23 protein-coding genes and 1 riboswitch are annotated in these 21,536 nt (G+C 65.8%); of the genes, 8 read left to right on the top strand and 15 right to left on the bottom strand.

The window, feature by feature from the left end:
• The 5 genes from AC1DV8_RS05535 to AC1DV8_RS05555 form a co-directional block, all read right to left on the bottom strand.
• Positions 1-2,388, bottom strand: a 2,388-nt coding sequence (locus tag AC1DV8_RS05535; RefSeq protein WP_477156763.1) for a cobaltochelatase subunit CobN, incomplete at its 3' end; no start/stop codon positions are given.
• Positions 2,388-3,449: a cobalamin biosynthesis protein CobW gene (gene cobW, locus AC1DV8_RS05540; RefSeq protein WP_477156764.1), complete on the bottom strand. Its 1,062-nt coding sequence runs from the start codon at positions 3,447-3,449 to the stop codon at positions 2,388-2,390. The genes cobW and AC1DV8_RS05535, both read right to left, overlap by 1 nt.
• Positions 3,446-4,210 carry a CbtA family protein gene (locus AC1DV8_RS05545; protein ID WP_477156765.1) on the bottom strand — a complete coding sequence of 255 codons (765 nt, stop codon included), beginning with the start codon at positions 4,208-4,210 and terminating at the stop codon, positions 3,446-3,448. Before AC1DV8_RS05545 ends, cobW begins: the two co-directional genes overlap by 4 nt.
• Positions 4,211-4,234: 24 nt before the next feature.
• The gene (locus tag AC1DV8_RS05550) at positions 4,235-4,417 is read right to left on the bottom strand and encodes a CbtB domain-containing protein (RefSeq protein WP_477151010.1); all 183 of its coding nucleotides are present in this window, start codon (positions 4,415-4,417) and stop codon (positions 4,235-4,237) included.
• A gap of 35 nt (positions 4,418-4,452) precedes the next feature.
• A riboswitch (cobalamin riboswitch) is annotated at positions 4,453-4,673 on the bottom strand.
• Positions 4,674-4,693: 20 nt separating this feature from the next.
• Positions 4,694-5,293: a hypothetical protein gene (locus AC1DV8_RS05555; RefSeq protein ID WP_477156766.1), complete on the bottom strand. Its 600-nt coding sequence runs from the start codon at positions 5,291-5,293 to the stop codon at positions 4,694-4,696.
• Between the two features lie 121 nt (positions 5,294-5,414).
• On the opposite strand from AC1DV8_RS05555, the gene AC1DV8_RS05560 reads away from it, so the two are divergent.
• On the top strand, positions 5,415-5,771 hold the full coding sequence (locus AC1DV8_RS05560) for a DMT family protein (protein ID WP_477151008.1): 357 nt from the start codon (positions 5,415-5,417) through the stop codon (positions 5,769-5,771).
• Here the strand turns inward: AC1DV8_RS05560 and AC1DV8_RS05565 are convergent.
• Complete coding sequence (locus AC1DV8_RS05565) at positions 5,746-6,654, bottom strand: NAD(P)/FAD-dependent oxidoreductase (RefSeq protein WP_477156767.1); 909 nt, start codon at positions 6,652-6,654, stop codon at positions 5,746-5,748. The two genes, AC1DV8_RS05560 and AC1DV8_RS05565, sit on opposite strands and share 26 nt — an antisense overlap.
• A gap of 68 nt (positions 6,655-6,722) precedes the next feature.
• Positions 6,723-7,655, bottom strand: coding sequence for a zinc ABC transporter substrate-binding protein (locus AC1DV8_RS05570; protein WP_477156768.1), 933 nt, complete (start codon positions 7,653-7,655; stop codon positions 6,723-6,725).
• A 119-nt stretch (positions 7,656-7,774) separates the two neighbouring features.
• On the opposite strand from AC1DV8_RS05570, the gene AC1DV8_RS05575 reads away from it, so the two are divergent.
• Genes AC1DV8_RS05575 through AC1DV8_RS05585 form a run of 3 tightly spaced genes read left to right on the top strand, consistent with a single transcriptional unit; the run spans position 7,775 to position 9,833 of the window.
• Positions 7,775-8,590 (top strand): ATP-binding cassette domain-containing protein, encoded by an 816-nt coding sequence (locus AC1DV8_RS05575; protein ID WP_477151016.1) that lies wholly within the window; start codon positions 7,775-7,777, stop codon positions 8,588-8,590.
• A complete protein-coding gene (locus AC1DV8_RS05580; protein ID WP_477151005.1) occupies positions 8,550-9,392 on the top strand; it encodes a metal ABC transporter permease in 843 nt (280 codons plus the stop codon). Before AC1DV8_RS05575 ends, AC1DV8_RS05580 begins: the two co-directional genes overlap by 41 nt.
• A 3-nt stretch (positions 9,393-9,395) precedes the next feature.
• Positions 9,396-9,833, top strand: a complete 438-nt coding sequence (locus tag AC1DV8_RS05585; protein WP_477151004.1) for a Fur family transcriptional regulator — start codon at positions 9,396-9,398, stop codon at positions 9,831-9,833.
• 3 nt (positions 9,834-9,836) lie between these two features.
• Here AC1DV8_RS05585 and AC1DV8_RS05590 read toward each other — a convergent pair whose 3' ends face one another.
• Positions 9,837-12,065, bottom strand: coding sequence for a putative bifunctional diguanylate cyclase/phosphodiesterase (locus AC1DV8_RS05590; protein ID WP_477156769.1), 2,229 nt, complete (start codon positions 12,063-12,065; stop codon positions 9,837-9,839).
• 187 nt (positions 12,066-12,252) lie between these two features.
• On the opposite strand from AC1DV8_RS05590, the gene AC1DV8_RS05595 reads away from it, so the two are divergent.
• On the top strand, positions 12,253-12,693 hold the full coding sequence (locus AC1DV8_RS05595) for an ester cyclase (RefSeq protein ID WP_477151002.1): 441 nt from the start codon (positions 12,253-12,255) through the stop codon (positions 12,691-12,693).
• Between the two features lie 118 nt (positions 12,694-12,811).
• Here AC1DV8_RS05595 and AC1DV8_RS05600 read toward each other — a convergent pair whose 3' ends face one another.
• From AC1DV8_RS05600 to AC1DV8_RS05620, 5 genes are read right to left on the bottom strand one after another with little or no spacing between them, the layout of a single operon-like run.
• Positions 12,812-13,648, bottom strand: coding sequence for a dipeptide ABC transporter ATP-binding protein (locus tag AC1DV8_RS05600; RefSeq protein WP_477151001.1), 837 nt, complete (start codon positions 13,646-13,648; stop codon positions 12,812-12,814).
• Positions 13,648-14,484 (bottom strand): ABC transporter ATP-binding protein, encoded by an 837-nt coding sequence (locus AC1DV8_RS05605; protein ID WP_477156770.1) that lies wholly within the window; start codon positions 14,482-14,484, stop codon positions 13,648-13,650. The genes AC1DV8_RS05600 and AC1DV8_RS05605 overlap by 1 nt, the downstream gene beginning before the upstream one ends.
• A 4-nt stretch (positions 14,485-14,488) precedes the next feature.
• Positions 14,489-15,391, bottom strand: coding sequence for an ABC transporter permease subunit (locus AC1DV8_RS05610; RefSeq protein WP_477156771.1), 903 nt, complete (start codon positions 15,389-15,391; stop codon positions 14,489-14,491).
• Positions 15,391-16,398, bottom strand: a complete 1,008-nt coding sequence (locus AC1DV8_RS05615) for an ABC transporter permease subunit (RefSeq protein ID WP_477156772.1) — start codon at positions 16,396-16,398, stop codon at positions 15,391-15,393. Before AC1DV8_RS05615 ends, AC1DV8_RS05610 begins: the two co-directional genes overlap by 1 nt.
• A gap of 57 nt (positions 16,399-16,455) precedes the next feature.
• Positions 16,456-18,063 (bottom strand): ABC transporter substrate-binding protein, encoded by a 1,608-nt coding sequence (locus AC1DV8_RS05620; protein ID WP_477150997.1) that lies wholly within the window; start codon positions 18,061-18,063, stop codon positions 16,456-16,458.
• Between the two features lie 279 nt (positions 18,064-18,342).
• Here AC1DV8_RS05620 and AC1DV8_RS05625 point away from each other — a divergent pair, with 279 nt between their 5' ends.
• From AC1DV8_RS05625 to AC1DV8_RS05635, 3 genes are all read left to right on the top strand, one after another.
• Entirely contained in the window at positions 18,343-18,732 is a 390-nt protein-coding gene (locus AC1DV8_RS05625; protein ID WP_477156773.1) for a VOC family protein, read from the top strand.
• A 93-nt stretch (positions 18,733-18,825) separates the two neighbouring features.
• Positions 18,826-19,752, top strand: coding sequence for an aldo/keto reductase (locus AC1DV8_RS05630; RefSeq protein WP_477156774.1), 927 nt, complete (start codon positions 18,826-18,828; stop codon positions 19,750-19,752).
• Positions 19,749-20,255 carry a hypothetical protein gene (locus AC1DV8_RS05635; protein WP_477156775.1) on the top strand — a complete coding sequence of 169 codons (507 nt, stop codon included), beginning with the start codon at positions 19,749-19,751 and terminating at the stop codon, positions 20,253-20,255. Before AC1DV8_RS05630 ends, AC1DV8_RS05635 begins: the two co-directional genes overlap by 4 nt.
• Here the strand turns inward: AC1DV8_RS05635 and AC1DV8_RS05640 are convergent.
• The gene (locus AC1DV8_RS05640) at positions 20,240-20,968 is read right to left on the bottom strand and encodes an SDR family NAD(P)-dependent oxidoreductase (RefSeq protein WP_477156776.1); all 729 of its coding nucleotides are present in this window, start codon (positions 20,966-20,968) and stop codon (positions 20,240-20,242) included. The genes AC1DV8_RS05635 and AC1DV8_RS05640 overlap by 16 nt on opposite strands.
• Positions 20,965-21,462 carry a 2,4'-dihydroxyacetophenone dioxygenase family protein gene (locus tag AC1DV8_RS05645; protein WP_477156777.1) on the bottom strand — a complete coding sequence of 166 codons (498 nt, stop codon included), beginning with the start codon at positions 21,460-21,462 and terminating at the stop codon, positions 20,965-20,967. Before AC1DV8_RS05645 ends, AC1DV8_RS05640 begins: the two co-directional genes overlap by 4 nt.
• Positions 21,463-21,536: the final 74 nt, after the last annotated feature.

Consider the following 21,536-nt stretch of genomic DNA (forward strand, 5'->3'; position numbering starts at 1 on the left):
CGCCCCCTCCACCAGCTTCGCTGGTCCCCCTCCCCCGCCCCGCGGGGGAGGATCAAGGAGAGATCGGGGGCCGGTCCAGGGGGTGCCAAGATCGGCGGTTAGCGGATCGAAGGCGAGTTTCAGGTCGTCGGCCAGGGCGCGGATGAGGGAGGCTTCGCCGGGGGTGTCGCCGCGGGGGACGCGGGCGAGGGCGACGATGAGGTCGCGCTCGAGGCGGCCGGTGGGGGACTGGCCGAAAATGTGGAGGCCGTCGCGGATCTGGGCTTCCTTCAGGTCGCAGAGGAAGGTGTCGATGCGTTTGAGCGTTTCGAATTCGTCGGGGACGAGGCCGATGTCGCGATCGAGGCGCGCGTCGCGGGTGAAATCGAGGATGCGTTTGCGCAGGCCGGCGAGGCGGCGGCGGTCCATGCCGGAGGCGGCGTAGTACTCGTCCAGCAGGGCTTCGAGGTCCTTGAGGGGACCGTAGGTTTCGGCGCGGGTGAGCGGCGGCACGAGGTGATCGATGATCACTGCGCCGGTGCGGCGCTTGGCCTGCGTGCCCTCGCCGGGGTCGTTGACGATGAACGGATAGAGCTGTGGGAGTTCGGCCCAGAGGGCGGCGGGATAGCTCGCTGCATCGAGGGCGGTGGCCTTGCCGGGGAGCCACTCGAGGTTGCCGTGCTTGCCATTGTGGAGAAGCGCGTGGGCGGCGAACTCGTGGCGCAGCCAGAGATAGGCGGCAAGGTAGCCGTGCGGCGGTACGAGATCGGGATCGTGGTAGCTGGCGGTTTCGTCGAGGTGGTAGCCGCGGGCGGGCTGGACGAGGATGGCGACGCTGCCGAGGCGGAGGGCGGGGAGGTGGAAATTGTCACCGCGGACGAAGGGATCGGCTTTGGGGGCGCCCCAGCGGGTGGTGACTTCGGACTGGATTTTGGCCGGGAGCGTGGCGAAGAGCTCGCGATAGCGATTCACGGGAAACGGGATGCCGGAGCCGCGGTCGGGGTGGGCGTTGGTGGGGCCGGATTGGAGGAGGTCGATCAGGGTGTTGCCGCCGGCCGGGAGATCGAGCGTGGGGCTCCCCCCCACCCTGTCCCTCCCCCGCGAGGGGGCAGGTGACCCGACTGAGAAGCCGGCGGTTTCCAGCGCCTTCAAAATCTCCACTGTCGATTGGGGGGCGTCGTAGCCGACGCCGTTGGCGAGGCGGCCGTCGCGGATGGGGTAGTTGGCGAGGACCAGGGCGACGCGGCGATCGGGGCGCGGGGTGGCGCGGAGGGTGGTCCAGTTCTTCGCCAGCGTGACGGCGCGGCGGATGCCGTCGGGGTCGGGGGCGTAGGCGGAAAGGGGGCACTGGGTGCGCTCGTGCCAGACGGCGTCGTGCTTGTGGCCGACGAGCAGCATGCCGATGCGGCCGTCGAGTTCGGGCAGGACGACCTGCATGGCGAGGTCTTTCGCCGTGAGGCCCTGGATATCGGCGGCCCATTGGGGTTCCGGACGGCCGCCCTGCAGCAGCTGGATCACGGGGGCGTCGATGCCGGCGAAGGGGTTCTGCTTGTCGTCGAGGCCATCGAGCCCGAGGGCGAAGCCGGTGAGGTTGAGGATGGCGCTGGGTGGGTAGGCCGCGAAGGCCGACTGAACGAAGCGGATGCAGGCGGCCTCCTTCAGCGTCGAGACGACGATGGGGACCGGGTTGAGCGATTGGGCTTCGAGTTCTGCGATCAGGGCTTCGAGGGTGGCGGTGCCGGCGCCTTCGAGGGCGGCACGGTAGAAGAGGATAGGGATGTTCGGGTTGGCCGGGGCGGAGAGCTCGTCGACCATGCCGCGGGTGGGGTGCCATAGGCCGAAGCGGTGGAAGGGTTTGGGAGTGACATTAGCGTCGAGCGCCGGGCACCCCCCACCCTTGATCCCTCCCCGCGAGGGGGAGCGAGACGACTGCGCTAGCTGTGCGAAAGCCGCGAGGAGTGCGTCGGCGTTTTCGGGGCCGCCGGCGGTGAAGAGGGTGTGGAGTCTGGTCCAGTCATCGGGGTGGATGGTGGAGCGCTGCTGCAGGATCGGGTCGGGGTTGGCGTCGCCGGGGAGGAGGGCCAGCTGGATCTTGCCGCTGAGGGCGAGGGCGGTGAGTTCGTCGACGCCGTATTGCCAGTAGGCCGGGCCGCCGAGGAGGCGGACGACGACCAGTTTGGCGTGCTGCACCGTCTGGTCGAGCCACAGGTCGACGGAGAGGTTGTGGCTGAGGCGCAGGAGGTTGGCGAGGCGCAGGTCTGCGGTGCCGGAGCGATCGGCCGCGGCGGCAAGCATCATCAGCTCGCTGTCGGCGGCCGAGGCGAAGATGAGCGCAGCGGGCGTTTGGGCGAGGTCGATGGCCTCGCCCTCCTGCTGCAGGGCACCTGCCTGGGCCGCTAAGAGGTGCATCAGGCGGCGGCCGCCACCGCCTGCTGGAGGCTTGCGGTGATGGCGGCGTGATCGAGCGGCGACTCGCCGATCACCACCAGGGCGGTCTGGCGGGCTTCGCCCGGCTTCCACGGTCGGTCGAAATAGGCGGAGACGCGCGGGCCGACGGCCTGGATGGCGAGGCGAGCCGGGGCGCCGGGCAGAGCCGCGAAGCCCTTTAGGCGGAGCACGTCGTGGGCGCGGATGGTCTGCTCGATGGTTTCGAGCAAGTGGTCCTTGCTGGTGACGCCGTCGAGGGTGACCGAGAACGAGTCGAAGTCGTCGTGCTCGTGGCCCTCGCCGCCGTGCTCGAGCTCGTGGTGGCTCTCGCGGCCGGCGAGATTGTCCTCGGTCGAAAGACCCATGCCGAGCAGGGCCGCGACATCGACATGGCCGTTGCGGGCGCGGACGATGCCGGTGCCCGGGCGCATTTCGGCGCGGAGGTGGGTCTCGATGGTGTCGAGATTGGCGTCGGTGACCAGATCGGCCTTGTTGAGGATGATCAGGTCGGCGGCGACAAGCTGATCCTCGAACAATTCGCCGAGCGGGGTTTCGTGGTCGAGCATGGCGTCGGCGGAGCGGAGCGCATCGACGGCCGCCTCGTCATTGGCGAAACGGCCTTCGGCGAGCGCCGCGGCGTCGGCGACGGTGACGATGCCGTCGATGGTGACCTCGGACTTGATCTCGGGCCAGTTGAAGGCGCGGATCAGCGGCTGCGGCAAAGCGAGGCCGGAGGTCTCGATGACGATGTGGTCAGGGCGATCCGGCCGTTCGAGCAGCGCCTGCATGGTGGGGATGAACTCGTCGGCGACGGTGCAGCAGATGCAGCCGTTGCTGAGCTCGATCATGTCCTCCTCGCGGCAGGTCTCGTCACCGCAGCCGGCGAGGATTTCCTTGTCGACGCCGAGCTCACCGAACTCGTTGATGATCAGCGCGATGCGCTTGCCCTTGGCGTGGGCGAGCAGGTGCCGGACGAGCGTGGTCTTGCCGGCGCCGAGGAAGCCAGTGATGACCGTGACGGGAATCTTTTCGGTCGAGCTCATGCGTGGGCACCCTTCAGGGCAAAGGCGGGGGACTTGGCGAAGCGCTCGTTGAGCCAGCCAAGCAGCGGGCCGACGGTCAGCCAGAACAGCGCGCCGGTGGCGAGGGTGGCGGCGGCGAAGCTGGTCGCGAGGTTGGCGGGCACGGTGGTGGCGTGTTCGCCTGCGAGCTGGGGGGCGCCGATGACGTGCGGGGCGAGGATCAGCGCGGCGGCGACAACGATGCCGGTCCAGTTGCGGAGCTTGGCGATGGCCAGCATGCCGGCGCCGGTGGCGATGGCGGTGCCGACCCACCAGACCTGGCGGGCGACGAGATCGGCGGCGGGCATGCCAGGGAGTTCGGGCGGCAGGCCGAAGGCCGGGGCGAGCTGCAGCGCGACGAAGCCGCCGAGGCCCCAGATCACGCCGTTGCGGGCGGTGATCTCGATGCCGGAGAGGACAGAGACGGCAGCGAGGAGGAAGGCGAAGCCGATGCAGCCGAGGAGGTTGGCGAGCACTGTGTAAAAGATGCGCTCAGCCCCATCCTGAGGAGCCCAGGCGTCTTCGTCGTGCTCGTGGGCGGGGGCGGCTTCCTCGTGCGAGTGGGCCGGGGTGGCGGCGTCGTGGGTGTGTTCGGCGGCAGCCTCGGCAGGAGCGGCGTTTTCATAGACCTCGGCGGCGAGGATCAGCGGCGCGACGCGCCACTGCTGCACGGCGCTCATGGCCAAGCCAGCTGCGAGTCCAGCAAGGACCGCAGCGAAGAAGATTCGCTGGAAGAGTTTCATCGATGTCTCGTTTGCTTGACGGCGTCAGTGGCAGGGAAAGCCGAGCGAATGACGCGTGTCGTGCGCACCATTGTGGATGGCCATGTCGCTGGCAAAGCCGACGCCGCCGACGAGGACGAAGCCGATAAACAATGCCAGCACACCTGCGATGACGCGCTGCGAGACAGAGAGACTGGCGACGGACGCCGTCTGAACCTGAGTATTCATATGCCTGCACCCTCCGTGCGGATGAAAAGGGGGGAGTCCCCGGTTGCACGCTGGCAGGTCTCCTGGCTCACGGGTCGTCGTGTTCTCCGGCCTTCCCGACACCTCGCGTGGCATCAGTGGCATAGTCGGAGGGCACTCGCCGCTTACAGTTGCGGGGGCAGCCACGGATTTGGTCCCTGATGGGTACGCCGCACCGTGTTCCCTTTTGATCCCCTCGCCCGAACGGGTCCGAGGAACCAACGTGGGGCTATCGTTACGCCGCGGGAGGGGTCGCGGTCAATCTTCGGCCGCGGCGGAATCGGGATAGCCGACGGTGACCGTGTCGACGCGCGCATCGACCTTTTCGAGCAGCGGCTCGGTGGACGAGATCTGCATATCGCCGGAGATGGCATCGACGTTGAGGTCGGCCGGGTATTCGCCGACGGCGAAACGGGCCGAGACAATGCAGCCATCTGCAGGAGGTGCGAGCTTGCCGCCCTCGAAGATGGCAGCGCCGCCGTAATCCCAGAAGAAGCCGAACATCTGGAACGGCCCGCCATTCAGCGCTTCGACTTCCTTGACCGTGAGGCCCTGCTTCAGGCCGCCCGGCGCAGTGTCACCGGGCGGGACGGTGAAATAGGCGACGCGCTCGTGCTTTTCCTCGTCCCACCAGCCGAACTCGATGGTCTTGGCGGGATCGTTCGGAAAGACCGTGGTGGCGAGTACGGTGGAGCCTTCGGGACCGGGGACGTCGCCGGTCACTACGTTATCCTTGCCGAAGGTCTCGATCAGACGTGCTTCGGAGCTGTCGCCGGCGAATGGGCCGTCGCAGGCGATGTCGGCGGCCATGGCTGGAGCGGCGAGCAGCAGCAGCGGGAACAGGATGAGGGAGCGCATGGTCGACCTCCGTTTGATCCGTCGATTCTAGCGGACCGCGTTGAGTCTGGGCAGGCCTTGCGGCGGAAGCTGGGCGCGGCGATCAATGGGTTGACCCCCAGCTGATTCGCGCAGGTGCCCGATGCCCTTCACCTTCCAGACGGTGATGCCGATCCTGTTACTGATCGGCTCCAACGTTTTCATGACCGTCGCCTGGTACGGGCACCTGAAATTCCCCAGCATGGCGATGTGGGTCGCCGTGATGGTGAGCTGGGGCATCGCACTGGTGGAATACTGGCTGGCCGTCCCCGCCAACCGTATCGGCTATGGCGCCTATACGGCGGCGGAGCTGAAGACCATCCAGGAGGTGATCAGCCTCACGGTGTTCGCCGGCTTTGCGGTGTTCGTGCTCGGCGAGAAGCTGACCTGGAATCACGCCGTCGGATTTCTGCTGATCTTTGCCGGGGCGTTCTTCATTTTCCGGGGACCGTTGAAGTAGCCAGCAGCGACTGGTGGGCGAAAGCGCCTGCCCCTGCCCCATCAGCGACGGCGAAGCTAATGTTGTGCATCGGGCGCGCGGCGTCGCCTGCGGCATAGACGCCGGGGATCGAGGTCTGCTGGGTGTGATCGACGACGAAGAAATCGCCGACTGCGCCGGCCTTGGTCTCGCAGCCGAGTTCGACGCCGAGATTGGTGGAGAAGCTGATCGGGGCGTGGACGAAGATCGCCGCGAGCGGCACTGGCTCCGCAGTGGTAACCACCGAGTTCAGCATGCCGTCGTCGTGGTCGAAACGGACCACCGCTTCCTCGACCAGTTTCACCCGCATATCGGCCAATGCGGCCTGTGCCGTCGGATCGACGGGGGTGCCGTTGGCGAACAGCGTCAGATCGTTGGTCCACTCGGAGAAGAAGCGGGCGAGGTGCAGGATGTCGCCTTCGCGGAGCAGTAGTCCGAGCGGCCGGTCGGCGACTTCGTAGCCGTGGCAATAGGGGCAATGCAGCGCGCTCTTGCCCCAGCATGCGGCCATGCCGGGGATCGTATCGACGCTGTCGGTAACACCGTGGGCGAGGATCAGGCGGCGGGCCGTGAGCTGTTCGCCGGAGGCGAGCTCAAGCGAAAAGCCGTCGTCGACGGCGCTTGCCGAGATCGCCTCGGCGGTGCGGCGTTCGATGGTCTTGTAGGTGTCGAGCTGGCGGCGGGCCTCGGCGAGCAGTTCACCAGGAGCGGCGCCATCGCGCGACAGGAAGCCGTGCGAGTGGGCGGCGAAACGGTTGCGCGGCTTGCCGGTATCGAGCACCAACACCCTGCGGCGGGCGCGACCGAGCTGCGTGGCGGCGGCAAGGCCGGCAAAGCCGCCGCCGATGATGATGACGTCGTACATGGGACGATCCTGTTGGTACGGAGAATGGCAGCGGCGGCGAGACGTTCCCCGCCGGTGCTTCTTCGGCGCTACTGCGCGAGGCAGGACTTGAGGTTGGTGGCGAGGTTCTCGATCAATTGGCGGTAGAGGCCGGGGCCCTCGTCGAGATTGGCGCCCTCGGGGTCGAGCACGCCCTGTTTGGCGGTGGTGCCTTCGGTAAGGACGTTGACGATCCGCGGGTCGAACTGCGGCTCGGCGAAGACGCAGGCGGCGTCGAGGGTCTTGAGCTTGTTGCGGATCTCATTGATGCGATCGGCGCCGGGAGAGACCTCGGGGCTGACTGTGATCGAGCCCGCGACGTTGAGGCCAAAGCGGTTCTCGAAATACTGGTAGGCGTCATGGAAGACGACAAAGGGCCGGTCCTTGATGGGCGCAAGGCTGGCCTCGGTTTCGGCGATCAGTGCATCGAGATCCGCGGTCTCTTTCGCGGCATTGGCGCGGTATGTGTCGGCATGCTCGGGATCGGCGGCGACGAGGCTGCCGGCGATGGCGGTGACCATCACCTTGGCGTTGGCCGGATCGAGAAAGAAGTGCATGTCGGCTTCTTCGCCGTGACCATGATCCTCGGCCGCGTGCGCATGATCGCCGTCGGCGTGCTCCTCGAATGTGCCGCTCTCGCGGGGCGGCAGCAGCTCGATGCCAGGGGCTTGGCTGAGCTCGACGATGGTGGCGTGGGGGGCGAGCGTGGCGATTGAATCCTCGAGGAAAAGCTCGAGGCCATGGCCGGTCCAGAACACCAGGCTGGCCGATTGCAGGGCCTGCGCGTCGGAAGGCTTGAGGCTGTACGTATGGGGCGAGGCGGCCCCCTTGACGATCAGCGCGGGGGTGCCGAGATCACCCATTACCGCGGCGACGAGCGCGTGAAGCGGCTTCACCGTGGCCACCACGTTCGGCACTTCGGCGAGTGCCATGGGTGACCAGCTGAGCGCCGCGGCGAGCGCCAGGAGGAACGGTTTCTGCATCGGAAGACCCCTGTTGGATACGCAGTTCAAAGGCGCGATATGTTATGACATTACGCTTTCGATGTGTTACGCTATAACGTAATGGTAGAACGTCAGCAAGAGACGGAAACGTGAATTTCATGGATGCGCGGAGCGGGCACGAGGTGCTGGTGGATGTGGCCGGTGCCGGGGTCAGGCGCGACGGGCGCTGGCTGGTCGAGGGCGTGGACCTGACGATCCGGCGGCGCGAGATCGTGACGCTGATCGGGCCCAACGGCTCGGGCAAATCGACGACGGCGAAGCTGGTCACGGGAGTGTTGAAGGCGGATGCCGGGACAGTGTCGCGACAGTCGGGGCTGCGGATCGGCTATGTGCCGCAGAAGCTCTCGATCGACTGGACCATGCCGCTGACGGTGCGGCGGCTAATGACGCTGACCGGGAGCTATCCGCGCGAGGAGATCGACGCGGCGCTCAAGGCGACGGGGGTGGCGCACCTCGCCAATGCCGAGGTGCAGCATCTCTCTGGCGGCGAATTCCAGCGCACGTTGCTGGCGCGGGCAATGATCCGCAAGCCCGATCTGCTGGTGCTCGACGAGCCGGTGCAGGGGGTGGATTTCTCGGGCGAGGCGGCGATCTACGACCTGATCGGGCAGATCCGCGACCAGACCGGCTGCGGCATCCTGCTGATCAGCCACGACCTGCATGTGGTGATGGCGGCGACCGATACGGTGATCTGCCTCAACGGCCATGTGTGCTGCCGCGGCACGCCGGAATCGGTGGCCAACAGCCCGGAATATCTCAGCCTGTTCGGGGCTCGCGCTGCGACGGCGCTGGCGGTGTATCAGCACCATCACGACCATACGCACCTGCCGGACGGGCGGGTGCAGGAGGCGGATGGGCGGATCGTCGAGGCGCATGAGCATGTGCACGAGCATGAGGGGCACGACCATGCTTGACGACTTCTTCGCCCGCGCGCTGATCGCCGGGATCGCGCTGTCGCTGGTGACGGGGCCGCTCGGCTGCTTCATCGTTTGGCGGCGGATGTCGTATTTCGGCGATACCATGGCGCACTCGGCGCTGCTGGGCGTGGCGCTGAGCTTCCTGTTCGACATCAACCTGACGTTGGGGGTGTTCGTGGTGGCGGTGGCAGTGGCGGCGGCTCTGCTGCTGCTGCAGCGGCGCAACGCGCTTTCCACCGATGCGCTGCTCGGCATTCTCAGTCATTCGACGCTGGCCATCGGATTGGTGATGGTGGCGTTCATGAGCTGGATCCGGGTCGACCTGATGGGCTTCCTGTTCGGCGATATCCTCGCGGTATCGGTGACCGACATCGCGGTGATCATCATTGGTGGCGTGGTCATCCTGGCGCTGCTGGTGGGCATGTGGCGGCCGCTGCTGGCGGCGACGGTGAATGCCGAAGTGGCGGAGGCCGAAGGCATGCGGCCCGAAGTGACGCGGGTGATCCTGATGCTGCTGCTGGCCTGCGTGATTGCCATCGCGATGAAGATCGTCGGTGTGCTGCTGATCACGGCGCTGCTGATCATTCCAGCGGCGACGGCGCGCCGGTTGAGCTCGACGCCGGAGCAGATGGCGGTGATCTCGGCGGTGATCGGGGCGCTGGCGGTGGCCGGTGGGCTGTTCGGCTCGCTGCGTTTCGATACGCCGAGCGGACCGTCGATCGTCGTCGCGGCGCTTTGCCTGTTCCTCATTTCCATCGCGCTGCCGGTGCAGCTCTGGCGCGCCAGACGGGAGGCCTGAGCCATGGCCCATAGCCACGAAGCCCACCACCACGAACGGCCGCGCGACCTGACGCGCAACCAGGAATTGGTGCTGACGACACTCAACCATGCCGACGCGCCGCTCTCGGCCTATGACATTCTCGACCGGCTGCGCGACGATGGGCTGCGGGCCCCGCTGCAGGTGTATCGGGCGCTGGAGAAGCTGATCGAGCACGGGCTGGCGCACCGCCTGGAGTCGCTCAATGCGTTCGTGTGCTGTGCGGATGCCAATTGCCACGGGCGCAGCAGCGGCACGGCGGCGTTTGCCATCTGCTCGAATTGCGGACGGGTGGACGAGTTCGCGGATCCGGAGGTGACGGCGCGGCTCGCGGCTTGGGCCGGAGAAACCGGGTTTGCGCTGGAGCGGACGACGATCGAGCTGCGCGGTCGCTGCGCCGATTGCCGGAAAGCAGCTGCCTGAAGACTAGCTCGCCTCGCGTAGGGCCTGCTCACCCTGCAGCAGCCGCTCGAGCTGTGCCAGACGCAGCGGGCGGGCGAACAGGTAGCCCTGGAACTCGCGGCAACCGAGGCGCGACAGCAGCGCGGCCTCTTCGCGCCGCTCGACGCCTTCCGCAGTGACGGCGAGGTTCATGGCGAAGGCGTAGATCATGGTGGACTCGACCAGGGCGGCTTGCACCGGATCGCTGTCGATGTCGGCAACCAGAGAGCGGTCGAGCTTCACGCGATCGAAGCGGAACTGCTTCAGGTAGCCGATCGAGGAGTAGCCGGTACCGAAATCGTCGAGGGCAATGATGATGCCTGAGCCGCGCAGCTGCTCGATGAGCTGGATGGCGCGGTCGGGGTGGGAGACGAGGAAGGACTCGGTCACTTCGAGCTGCAGGCGAGTTGCGGCGACGCCCCACTCCTCCAGCGTCGAAAAGACGATCTGTGGCAGCGTTGGGTTGCGGAGCTGCGCCGGCGAGACGTTGACCGAGATCTTGAGATCACCGAGCGGGCCAATCTCCTCGATGGCGCGGCGCAGCGCGAACATGCCGAGATCATCGATCAGGCCCGATGCTTCGGCGGCCGGAATGAACTCGCCCGGCCCCATCGGGCCAGCGGCGCGGCGGTTCCAACGCATCAGCGCTTCGACGCCGAGGATGGTCTGGGTCCGGAAATCGATGATCGGCTGGTACTCGAGGTCGAACTCGCCGGCCTCGAGACCACGCCGGATATCGGCCTGCAGCTCGATGCGGCGGCGGCGTTGGTCCTCGATGGCCGGATCGTATTCGACGGTGTGGTTGCCGCCGGTTTCGCGGGCCCGCACCATGGCCGTCTCGGCCATCCGGATCACCGAGCCAACGTTGTCACGTGTGGTGGGCGCCGCGACGATGCCGATGCTGAGGCCGATCTTCAGCTTCAGATCGCCGACCGGCACGGGGTCGCCGGCCTTGGCCAGGATGCTCTCGGCAAAGCTGCGGATAAGGGGGAGCGCGTCGTCGCCGAAACGGGCGAGCGTTATCTCGGCCGGGCCGGTCCGGGCCATGATCGCCTGACCGCCGCTGACGGCCTCGAAGCGCTTGGCGAGCGCGAGCAGCAGTTGGTTGGAGGCTTCGCGACCATAGAGACCGACCACGTCGATCAGCCCCTCGACATAGATCTGGGCGATGGCCAAAGGCAGCTCGCCGCGCTTTTTGGGGATGAGGCTCGCGAGATACTCTTCGGCTCCGAACCAGTTACGCAGCCTTGTGGTGCTGTCGTAGCGCGCGTTGTACCAGTCTCGCTCATCGGACACGGCGCGCTGTTTGATCGAATGGCGGAAGGCAGCGAGCACCACGAAGATCAGGACGCCGATGATCAGCATCACCAGCACGGCCACCGTCGCGGTGTGGGCGAAGGCCGGATCGCCCGGGCGACGGGGCGGCCAGTCGATGGTGGCGATGGCGGCACCGGCGGCATCGGTGAGGGCCATCGAGTCGTGGCCGGGCTGCGGCACTTCGACGAGGCGCGGCAGCGGTAGCTGGAAGCGGGTGGCAACGTCGCGCAGCATGATGTCGTCGAGCTGGCGGGCGAGCCACAATACCCGGCGTTGATCGCGTGGGATGCTCGCCTGGCCCGAATTGCCGTGCACCACGGCGCCGGCAAGTGCCACGGCTCCCCGCTCATTGCGCGACAGGTGGGCGACAGTGGCGTCGTCGCCGGATTTGGCGATGCCCGATTCGAGCTGTTCGATCAGTTGTGGAGCGCCGCTGAACAGGTCGCTCAGCTTGCCTTTGACCGGGCCGCGACTAGTCTCCCCGAAGACGATGTTGCCGCTGACATCGGTGAGGATGGCGGTGTCGTAGGTGTCGGAAATCCGGGCTGTGGCGCCCCACACAGAGTCGAGCCAGGCCGGATTGGGCTCGATGTAGGTGTTGATGTACGCCTCGGTCCACGTCGCCTCGTCGGCAGTGCTTTCGGCAAGGCCCACCACCGGCGACTCGACGGCCGCGGCGATGGCGCTGTTGCCGCGATCGGAGTCGATGGCGTTCATCTCCTCGCTCATCAGGTGCATGGCGACGAAGACGAGGGCGCAGACGCCGAAATAGACGGCGACCGCGGGGAGCGCGATCCAGAGCGTGAAATTGAGCAGCGGCGATTTCGATCGCGCAGGTTTCTTGGCGCCGCGGGCGCTAGCGGCCAGTGCCAGGGTCCTTGTGGCAGCTTTCGGCAAGTAGAAACACCGGCGTAGGAAGCATCGTCGAAAACTAAGGGTCGCCACTTAACAGCGGCTTAAGCCGGCGCTGCGGGTACGCCTGTGTCCCTCCTGCTGCTGGTGGGGCCTGAGGCGCGGTGCTAGGCTCCGCCTGCGGCGCCACGTGAGGGGGCGCGTGGCGTTCACCCAGAACAGGGAGGATGCCATGACCAAGGACGAACTGAAACGGATCGACGACCAGGGCCTCGCGGCTTGGGACAAGCACGACGGCGCTGCCTTCGTGAACATGCTGGCGGACGACTTCGTCTGGTACGACTGGGCGACGCCCCAGCCAATCCGCGACAAACAGGCGGCCAAGGCCTTCTTCGACGCCTGGATGACCGCGTTTCCCGACCTGCATACGAGGCGCATCAACCAGGTGGTTGGCGACGACGCCGTGGCGAGCGAACTCGAGTTTGTCGGTACCAATACCGGCCCGATGAACATGGGTGGCCAATCGATCCCGCCGACGCAGAAGAAGGTCACCGGGCGCGGCGACTATTTCGCTCGCATCCGCGACGGCAAGATCGTCGAGTTCCGCACCCACTCGGACGTCGCTGGCTTGATGATGCAGATGGGCATGATGCCCAGCACGGCGACGCACTGAGGCGGTCCCTCAGCCGTCGCCTCCCTCCCCCTTGAGGGTAGGGAGCGAGGGAGGGAGCCGTTTCGTGATCCCCGATGGCCCCCGCCCCGCCCCTCCCCTCAACGGGGAGGGGTGCAAGCTATGCCGTAGCGAGGGCGGCCTTCTTGGCGAGCCTTGCCTTGATGCTCTCGACGTCGGCGCGTGGCGTCGCGGCGAACAGGGCCTTGGTGTAGGGGTGCTCGGGGTTGGCGAACAGTTTTTCGCGCGTGCCGGTTTCCACTGCCTCGCCGAGATACATCACCATCACCTCGTCGGCGATGTAGCGCACCACCGACAGATCGTGGCTGATGAACACGTAGGTGAGGCCGAACTCATCCTGCAGGTCGGCGAGCAGGTTGAGGATTTGCGCCTGCACCGAGAGATCGAGCGCCGAGACCGGCTCGTCGAGCACCAGCAGCGAAGGCCGCATGATGATGGCGCGGGCGATGGCGATGCGCTGCCGCTGGCCGCCGGAGAACATGTGCGGATAGCGGTTGAAGTGCTCGGGGAGGAGGCCGACCTTGGTCAGCATCTCGAGCGCGAGGTCGCGGCGCTCGGCTGCCGGCATCTTGGTGTTGAGGAGCAAGGGCTCCATCAGCACGTTGCCGATCTTCTGGCGCGGGTTCAGCGACCCATAGGGGTTCTGGAAGACGATCTGCACCTTGCGGCGCATGGCGGCGGTGACGCCGGTCTTGCCGATATCGATGGTTTCACCGTCGATCAGCAGCTCGCCGGCGGTCTGGCGGTCGATCAGGGTGAGGATGCGCGCCAGCGTCGACTTGCCCGAGCCGGATTCGCCGACAATGGCGAGGGTCTTGCCCTGCTCGAGCTTGAAGCTGACGCCCTTCACCGCATGAACGGTGCGGCCACCCCCAAACAGCGTGCCGCCGATGTGGTAGTCGCGAACGAGGTTCCTGGCTTCGAGGACGGTGGCCATCAGACCGTCTCCTCGAAATTGACGCCGGAAATGGTGGGCAGGCGGTCGCCGGTGGCGTTCTCGGGCAGCGCCGCCAGTAGCGCGCGGGTGTAGGGGCTCTTGGGCGCGGTGAAGAGCTCGAGCACGCTCGCCTCCTCCATCTTCTTGCCCTTGTACTGCACGACGACGCGGTCGGCGGTTTCGGCGACGACGCCGATATTGTGGGTGATCATGATCAGGCCCATGCGGTGCTCGGCCTGGAGGCGCACCAACAGGTCGAGGATCTGCTTCTGGATGGTGACGTCGAGTGCTGTGGTCGGCTCGTCGGCGATCAGCAGCTTGGGGTTGCAGGCAATGGCCATGGCGATCATGACGCGCTGGTTCTGGCCGCCCGACATCTGATGCGGGTAGGACTTCAGCCGCTCCGCCGGGTTGGGGATGCCGACCTGGGCAAGCAGTTCGACGGCACGGGCGCGGCGTTGTGCCTTGTCCATGCCGAGGTGGAAGCGCAGTACTTCCTCGATCTGGAAGCCGACCGTGAAGCAGGGGTTCAGGCTGGTCATCGGCTCCTGGAAGATCATGGCAACGTCCTTGCCGATGATCTTGCGCTTGTCGGCCGGCGACATGGCGAGGAGGTCCTTGCCGTCGAAGGTCATCTTGTCGGCGGCGACGGTCGCGGTGGGCGGCAGGAGGCCCATGACTGCGAGCATGGCGACGGACTTGCCGGAACCGGACTCGCCGACGATAGCCAGCACTTCGCGCGCGTCGACATGCAGGTCGATGCCTTTGACGGCGTTGAACACGCCGACCGAGGTGTCGAAACTGACGGTGAGATTTTTGACTTCGAGCAGGTGCATCGCCTCAGCTCCGCTTGAGCTTGGGATCGAGCGCATCGCGCAGGCCGTCGCCGACGAGGTTGATGGCGAGAACCGTGATCAGGATGGCGAGGCCGGGCATGGTGACGATCCACCAGGCGCTGGTGATGAACTCGCGAGCGCGCGCGAGCATGGTGCCCCACTCCGGCGTCGGCGGCTGGGCGCCCATGCCGAGGAAGCCGAGCGCCGCCGCCTCAAGGATGGCGTTGGAGAAGCTCAGCGTCGCCTGGACGATCAGCGGCCCGAGGCAGTTGGGGAGGATGGTGATGAACATCAGCCGCAGGTGCCCTGCTCCGGCCACTTTGGCCGAGGTGACGTACTCGCGGCTTTTCTCCGACAGCACGGCAGCGCGGGTCAGGCGGGCGAAATGCGGTTGCAGCACCAGCGCGATGGCCAGCACGGCGTTGAACAGGCCAGGCCCGAGGATGGCGACCAGCACGAGGGCGAGCAGCAACGAGGGGAACGCGAGGATGATATCCATCACCCGCATGATCCCGGCATCGACCCAGCCGCGGAAATAGCCGGCGAGGAGGCCGAATGTCACGCCGGTGAACATGGCTAGGCTGACCACGAAGAAGCCGATGAACAGCGAGTAGCGGGAGCCGTGGATCAGGCGCGAGAGGATGTCGCGGCCGACTTCGTCGGTGCCAAGGAAGAACTGCGGTTGCGTGCCACCCGCCCAGGGCGGCGCCATGCGGATGAACTCACGGAACTGCTGGTCGGGCGTGAACGGCGCCAGGAGGGGCGCGAAGACGGCGACGAGGATCAGCAGCACGAAGACCAGGAGGCCGAGAACGGCGCCGTGGTTCATCGAGAAATAGTACCAGAACTCGCGCAGGCCGCTCATGCGGCGGACGGTGGCTGGAGCGACGGTGGTTTCAGCGGCCATCACTGCACCCTGATGCGTGGGTTGATGACGGCGTAGAGGATGTCGACGATGAGGTTCACCGCCATGACGATCAACGCGATGAGCAACAGGCCCGACTGCACCGAGACGTAGTCGCGCTTAGAAATCGAGTCGATCATCCACTTGCCGATGCCCGGCCAGGAAAAGATCGTCTCGGTGAGGATGGCGCCGCCCATCAGCAGCCCGACCTGGAGGCCAATGGTGGTGACCACCGGGATCAGCGCGTTGCGGAAGGCATGGACCCCGACGACACGGCCGGGCTCGAGCCCCTTGGCGCGCGCGGTGCGCACATAGTCCTCGCCCAGCACCTCGAGCATGGCCGAACGCGTTTGGCGCGCGATGACGGCGAGTGGAATGGTGCCGAGGACGATGGCTGGCAGGATGAGGTGCCGAAGCGCGGAGACGAACCCGGCGGGCTTGCCGGCGATGAGGCTGTCGATCAGCATGAAGCCGGTGACGCGCGGGAAGAAGAAGCTGACGGCGATGCGGCCCGAAACCGGGGTCCAGCCGAGATAGCCGGAAAAGAAGATGATGAGCAGCAGGCCCCACCAGAAGATCGGCATCGAATAGCCGGTGAGCGCCACGCCCATCGTGATCTGGTCGAACCATGAGCCGCGCTTGATGGCGGCAAAGATGCCGGCGGGGATGCCGAGGGCGATGGCGATCAGCATGGCGAACAGCGCCAGCTCGACCGTTGCCGGGAACAGCGTCATGAACTCTTCGATCACCGGGCGCTTGGTGGCGAGCGAGATGCCGAAATTGCCCTGCAGGATGCCGCCCACGTAGTTGAAATACTGCTGCCAGATCGGCAGGTCGTAGCCGTACTGGTGCTTGAGGATCTCGTAGCGTTCGGGGGTGACGCCGTACTGGCTGGCCATCGCGAGGATGGGATCGCCGGGGAGCAGGCGGATGAAGGCAAACGACGCAATGGTGATGCCGATGATGGTCGGCACGATCAGGGCGAGTTTCTGGAGGATGAATCGCAGCATTGGGTACGCCAAGGGGCGGCGCCGGTGATGGCGCCGCCCCTTGAACTCTATCTCTAATTATTCGGTCACGTCGACATTGTCGAAGCGGTGAATGCCAAGCGGATCCATGGTGTAACCCAGGACGCGCTTGTTCATCGGCATGAAGACCTTGGAGTGGGCGATGGTCATCGCCGGCTCTTCGGCTTTGAAGATTTCCTGGGCCTTGGTGTAGAGCGCGGTACGCTCGGCCTGGTCGGAAACCTTCTTGGCGTCCTGGATGGCCTTCTCGAAGTCGTCGTTGCACCAGCTCGAGTAGTTGGACACGCCAATGGCCGAGCAGGAGAACAGGGTCGCGAAGAAGTTGTCCGGATCGCCGTTGTCGCCGGTCCAGCCGATCTGGAACGCACCCGGGCGGTCCGGCTTCTTGCCGCGCTCGCGATACTCGGTCCACTCATAGGTGACGATGTTGGCGGTGACGCCGACAGCGGCCCAGTCAGCCTGGATCAGTTCAGCAACGCGCTGCGCGTTCGGGTTGTACGGACGCGACACCGGCATGGCCCAGAGGTCCAGGGTCAGACCGGACACGCCGGCATCAGCCAGCATCTTCTTGGCCGCTTCCGGATCGTAGGCTGTGTCGACGATCTTGTCGTCATAGGACCACATGGTCGGCGGGATCAGGTTCTTGGCCACCTGGCCAGCGCCTTCATAGACCGCGTCGACGATCGCCGTCTTGTTGATGGCCATCGACAGCGCCTTGCGGACGTTGGCGTTGTCCATCGGGGCAATCGTCGTGTTGTACGACATGTAGCCGATATTGAGGCCTTCCTGCTCCAGCACCTGGAGGTTGGCATCATCCTGCAGGCCAGCCACGTCGGCCGGGGCGGGATAGCTCATGATGTCGCATTCACCGGCCTTGAGCTTCTGCGCACGCACCGCGGGATCCGTAGTGATGGCGAAGATCAGGTCGTCGATCGCCACCTTGCCGCGCCAGTAGTCGGCGAAGGCCTGGTAACGGATGACAGCGTCGGTCTGGTAGTCGACGAACACGAAGGCGCCTGTGCCGACCGGCTTGTTGGAGAAGTCGGCGAGAGCGGCCGGGTCGTTCTTGGCCAGCAGCTGGTCGGCGTACTCCTTCGACACGATCGAGGCGAAGTCCATGCCGAGGTTCGCGATCATGGGAGCGTTGGGCTCGTTGAGCGTGATCACGACGGTAAGGTCGTCAGCGCCCTTTTCGACCGACTTCAGGAACTTGGGCATGTCCATGCCCTGGAAATAGTCCCACGAGATGCCCTCCAGGTACTTGTTCCACGGATTGTCTTCCTTCCACTGGCGCTCGAGCGAGAAAATCACGTCGTCGGCAGTGAGGTCGCGAGTGGGGGTGAAGTACGGGGTGGTGTGGAACTTCACGCCGGGACGGAGGTGGAAGGTGTACACGAGCCCGTCGGCAGAAACCTCCCAGCTCTCGGCGAGGCCCGGAATGACGGCGGTGCCGCCATGCTCGAACTCGACGAGGCGATCATAAATGGCGCGCGACGAGGCGTCGAAGTCGTTACCACCGGTCGTCGGACCGGGGTCGAAGTGCGCCGGCGAAGCTTCCGAGCAGAATACGAGCTGCTTGGCATAGACGCTGCCGCCCATCACCGCGACAAGCGCAGTAGCGGCGAGCAGGGTTTTCATCAAATGCATGATGGTTGTCTCCCGAAAAGCATTGCGCCCCGGCGTTCAACGGCAAGGAGTCCCTCGTGCCGGCCGGAGCTTGGCGCGCAACAAAGCGCTTTTTCTTCCGCCACGCAATGGCCCAGTTTGACCGGTTGGTCAAAGCACCGTCGTGGAGAAAGCGATTCCGCAAACTGCGGGATCGCCGCAAACCTGAGTTTTTCGGCAGGTAAATCGGTTGCGCGGCGGAGATCGATCCCACAACCGGGCGATTGACGATTGTGGCCAGGCACCGCAAATGATCGTCGCATGACTCAATCGATCGCCACAATCGCCCTCGTCGTCGCCGACTACGACGATGCCATCGCCTTCTACTGCGGGAAGTTGGGATTCGCGCTGCTCGCCGACACCGACATGGGCGGTGGCAAGCGATGGGTGGCCGTGGCGCCGGCCCGTGGTGGGGCCAAGCTGTTGTTGGCCAAGGCCGATGGGGTGGAGCAGGCCGCCCATGTCGGCAACCAGACCGGCGGGCGGGTGGGCTTCTTTCTCGAGACGGACGACTTTGCGCGCGACCATGCGGCGTATGTGGAGCGTGGGGTGAAGTTCCACGAGGCGCCTCGGCATGAGGTCTATGGCTCGGTAGCGGTGTTCGAGGATCTCTACGGAAACAAGTGGGACCTGATCCAGCCGAAGGGCTGAGCCGGATCGGCGTTCCATCGCTTGTCGCCGATGGATGGCAGGGCTAGGCTCGCGCTCCTTCCTGCCTGTCCTTCGCACATATTGGAGATCATCATGAGCAAGCGCCGCCTTGGCCGCACAGAGCTTTTCATCGACCCGCTGGTTTTCGGCTGCAATGTGCTGGGCTGGACGCTGGAGGAGCAGGCCGCTTATCCGGTGCTGGATGAGTTCCTCGATGGCGGCTTTTCTGCGCTCGATACCGCCGACAGCTATGGCAAGGGCAAGTCCGAGACCATCATTGGCAACTGGATGAAGGCGCGCGGCAATCGCGACAAGGTGCTGGTGTTCACCAAGGTGGGCTCCGATATGGGCCAGGGGCACCGCGACCTCAGCGCCAAGTGGATCGAAGAAGAGGTGGATGCTTCGCTGAGGCGGCTGCAGACCGACTATATCGATCTCTACCAGACGCACTGGCCGGACCCGGAGACGCCGCAGGAGGAGACGCTGGCGGCGCTCGACAAGATCGTGAAGGCGGGAAAGGTCCGCTATATCGGCTCGTCCAACCAGGACACGGCGCTGCTGACGGAGGCCCTCGGCATCTCGAAGGCCAAGGGCTACGCACGCTACGAAACCATCCAGAACGAGTTCAACCTCTACGATCGGGCGAAGTTCGAAGAGGTGCAGGCGACGTGTGTTGCCGAGGAGGTGTCAGGGATCGGCTATTTCAGCCTCGCCCGCGGGTTCCTCGCCGGCAAGTACCGCAGCGCCGCCGACGCGCATAAGAGCCCGCGCGGCCAGACCGTGGTGGAGAAGTACCTCAATCCCAAGGGCTTCCGCATCCTCGAAGCACTCGACGCGGTCAGCAAGCGGACCGGCGCACTGCCGGCCGAGGTCACGCTGGCCTGGATTGCAGCGCAGCCGGGCGTCGGAGCACCGATCGCATCGGCGACTTCGGTGGAGCAGGTGCAAAGCCTGATGCGCGGCGCCAACCTGTCGCTGAGCGCGGCGGACATCAAGGAATTGACGGACGCCGGGAAGTGAAGATCAGCCTCATCTCGCTCTTGATCGCGGCCGCGCTGCTGGCCTCCCCTGCCCTGGCGCAGGAGGCCGGCTGGCACTACTCGCCGCTCGAGGGCGAGGGTGACCGGGCGGCGCTCGGTTGCGGGTTTGGGTCGACGCCGGCTGAATTCGCCTGCCTCGCGGTGCGCTGCGAGGACGATTTCGGGGTGGGGCTGCACATCTATACCAGTCGGCCGGGCGGCGACGCGGGGCGCTGGCGGATCGAGTTCGACAAGGAGAACAGCTACGAACTCGATGCCAAGCCGGATGCCTCGCCATACCATGCGCGCGTCGAAGGCGACGTGGCACCGGTGCTCGACGCGCTGAAGAATGGCGCGATCGCCTATCTCGATCCGAAAGCCGGACCTGAGGTGCCCAAGAATGGCATCTCGCTGGATGGTTCGCTCTACGTGATCAACCAGGCGCTGTATTTCTGCGCGCCGAAGGTGCCGGTGGAGGCATCAGCCGATCAGGCGACCAAGTAGCCGCCGTCGATCGGCAGGATCGCGCCGGTGATATAGCCGGCGAGCGGTGAGCAGAGGAACAGGGCGGCGGGCGCCAAATCCGCCGGAGTGCCCCAGCGGCCGAGCGGGGTACGGCCCATCAGTTCGGCATTGCGGGCCTCGTTGGCCCGGGGAACGACGGTCATCGCCGTTTCGATCCAGCCGGGGGCGAGGGCGTTGACGCGGATCGCCTCCTTGGCGAAAGCGGTGGCCAGCGACTTGGTGAGACCGGCGACGGCGTGCTTCGAAGCGGCGTAGGCCGGGGCGTGCGGCGCGCCGAAGAACGAGAACATCGAGCCGATATTGAGGATGGCGCCGCCCGCGAGCTTTTCGCGGAGGGCATAGGCGGTGCGCATCGAGCCGTTGAGGTTGATGTCGATGACGGTTTCGAAGCCTTCGACGGTGTGCTCGGCGGCGCGGAGGTTGACGCCGGCGCAGTTGATGAGGGCGGCCACGCTGCCGAAGGTGGCGGCGTATTCGGCGACCTGTTCGGTATTGCGGACGTCAAGCTGGGTATAGCGGAAGCGCGGTTCGGCGGCGGCACCGGACTTGACCTCAGCCTGGGTGGCGCCGGTGACGTGGACGATGGCGCCGGCATCGGCGAAGGCGCGGCCGATGCCCTGGCCGATGCCGGAGGTGCCGCCGGTGATGACCACGGTTTTGTTGGCGTAGAACTCGCTGGCCCAGTGGCTCATCGCACGAACTGGTCCACGTAGTCGGCGCCCAGACCCACCTTGTCGTAGTGCTTCTTGCACATGTCGATCTTCGTGAAGACGTCCTCGAAGCCGACCTGCTTGTTGTCCTTATCGAGGTAGACCATGCAGCCGGAGATGTTGAAGAAGGTGATCATCTCCGGGGTGTCGTCGGGGACGGTCAGGGTGTGGATCTCGCCGGGGGGCTCGAACACGTAGGAGCCGGTTTCGGCGACCCAGTCATGCTCGAGATAGTGCCAGCGGCCCTTGATGACGTAGCCATGCACGGGCTGCGGGTGGAGGTGGCGGCTGAGGATGCCGGCGCGGCGGACGCGCAGCAGGTTGCACCACTGGCCCTGCAAGGTGTTGAGGAACAGCGGCCGAAACCACACGCCTTCGGCCTGCGGCACCCAGACCCGCTCGTCCTCCGGGACGGCGGTGATGGCGATTTCCCTGGGCGCCATCGGGTGCGCCGAGCCGTTGAAGGTCTCGTACATGGCGGGTCTCCTCCCCAACTGGTATGGTAGCTTAGGCGGCGCCAGCTAACCCTGCCAGTCGACCTACGTCTAGG

The sequence above is a fragment of the Devosia sp. P3_B2 genome, assembly GCF_056402875.1.

Excerpts from the sequence above, each read along its gene's own strand:
- cobW (WP_477156764.1), bottom strand. The coding sequence starts at position 3,449 with ATGAGCTCGACCGAAAAGATTCCCGTCACGGTCATCACTGGCTTCCTC.
- AC1DV8_RS05620 (WP_477150997.1), bottom strand. The coding sequence starts at position 18,063 with ATGCATTTGATGAAAACCCTGCTCGCCGCTACTGCGCTTGTCGCGGTG.
- AC1DV8_RS05640 (WP_477156776.1), bottom strand. The coding sequence starts at position 20,968 with ATGAGCCACTGGGCCAGCGAGTTCTACGCCAACAAAACCGTGGTCATC.
- AC1DV8_RS05575 (WP_477151016.1), top strand. The coding sequence starts at position 7,775 with ATGGATGCGCGGAGCGGGCACGAGGTGCTGGTGGATGTGGCCGGTGCC.
- AC1DV8_RS05615 (WP_477156772.1), bottom strand. The coding sequence starts at position 16,398 with ATGCTGCGATTCATCCTCCAGAAACTCGCCCTGATCGTGCCGACCATC.
- AC1DV8_RS05605 (WP_477156770.1), bottom strand. The coding sequence starts at position 14,484 with ATGCACCTGCTCGAAGTCAAAAATCTCACCGTCAGTTTCGACACCTCG.
- AC1DV8_RS05585 (WP_477151004.1), top strand. The coding sequence starts at position 9,396 with ATGGCCCATAGCCACGAAGCCCACCACCACGAACGGCCGCGCGACCTG.
- AC1DV8_RS05580 (WP_477151005.1), top strand. The coding sequence starts at position 8,550 with ATGAGCATGTGCACGAGCATGAGGGGCACGACCATGCTTGACGACTTC.
- AC1DV8_RS05560 (WP_477151008.1), top strand. The coding sequence starts at position 5,415 with ATGCCCTTCACCTTCCAGACGGTGATGCCGATCCTGTTACTGATCGGC.
- AC1DV8_RS05610 (WP_477156771.1), bottom strand. The coding sequence starts at position 15,391 with ATGGCCGCTGAAACCACCGTCGCTCCAGCCACCGTCCGCCGCATGAGC.
- AC1DV8_RS05630 (WP_477156774.1), top strand. The coding sequence starts at position 18,826 with ATGAGCAAGCGCCGCCTTGGCCGCACAGAGCTTTTCATCGACCCGCTG.
- AC1DV8_RS05570 (WP_477156768.1), bottom strand. The coding sequence starts at position 7,655 with ATGCAGAAACCGTTCCTCCTGGCGCTCGCCGCGGCGCTCAGCTGGTCA.
- AC1DV8_RS05555 (WP_477156766.1), bottom strand. The coding sequence starts at position 5,293 with ATGCGCTCCCTCATCCTGTTCCCGCTGCTGCTGCTCGCCGCTCCAGCC.
- AC1DV8_RS05545 (WP_477156765.1), bottom strand. The coding sequence starts at position 4,210 with ATGAAACTCTTCCAGCGAATCTTCTTCGCTGCGGTCCTTGCTGGACTC.
- AC1DV8_RS05600 (WP_477151001.1), bottom strand. The coding sequence starts at position 13,648 with ATGGCCACCGTCCTCGAAGCCAGGAACCTCGTTCGCGACTACCACATC.
- AC1DV8_RS05565 (WP_477156767.1), bottom strand. The coding sequence starts at position 6,654 with ATGTACGACGTCATCATCATCGGCGGCGGCTTTGCCGGCCTTGCCGCC.
- AC1DV8_RS05550 (WP_477151010.1), bottom strand. The coding sequence starts at position 4,417 with ATGAATACTCAGGTTCAGACGGCGTCCGTCGCCAGTCTCTCTGTCTCG.
- AC1DV8_RS05625 (WP_477156773.1), top strand. The coding sequence starts at position 18,343 with ATGACTCAATCGATCGCCACAATCGCCCTCGTCGTCGCCGACTACGAC.
- AC1DV8_RS05595 (WP_477151002.1), top strand. The coding sequence starts at position 12,253 with ATGACCAAGGACGAACTGAAACGGATCGACGACCAGGGCCTCGCGGCT.
- AC1DV8_RS05645 (WP_477156777.1), bottom strand. The coding sequence starts at position 21,462 with ATGTACGAGACCTTCAACGGCTCGGCGCACCCGATGGCGCCCAGGGAA.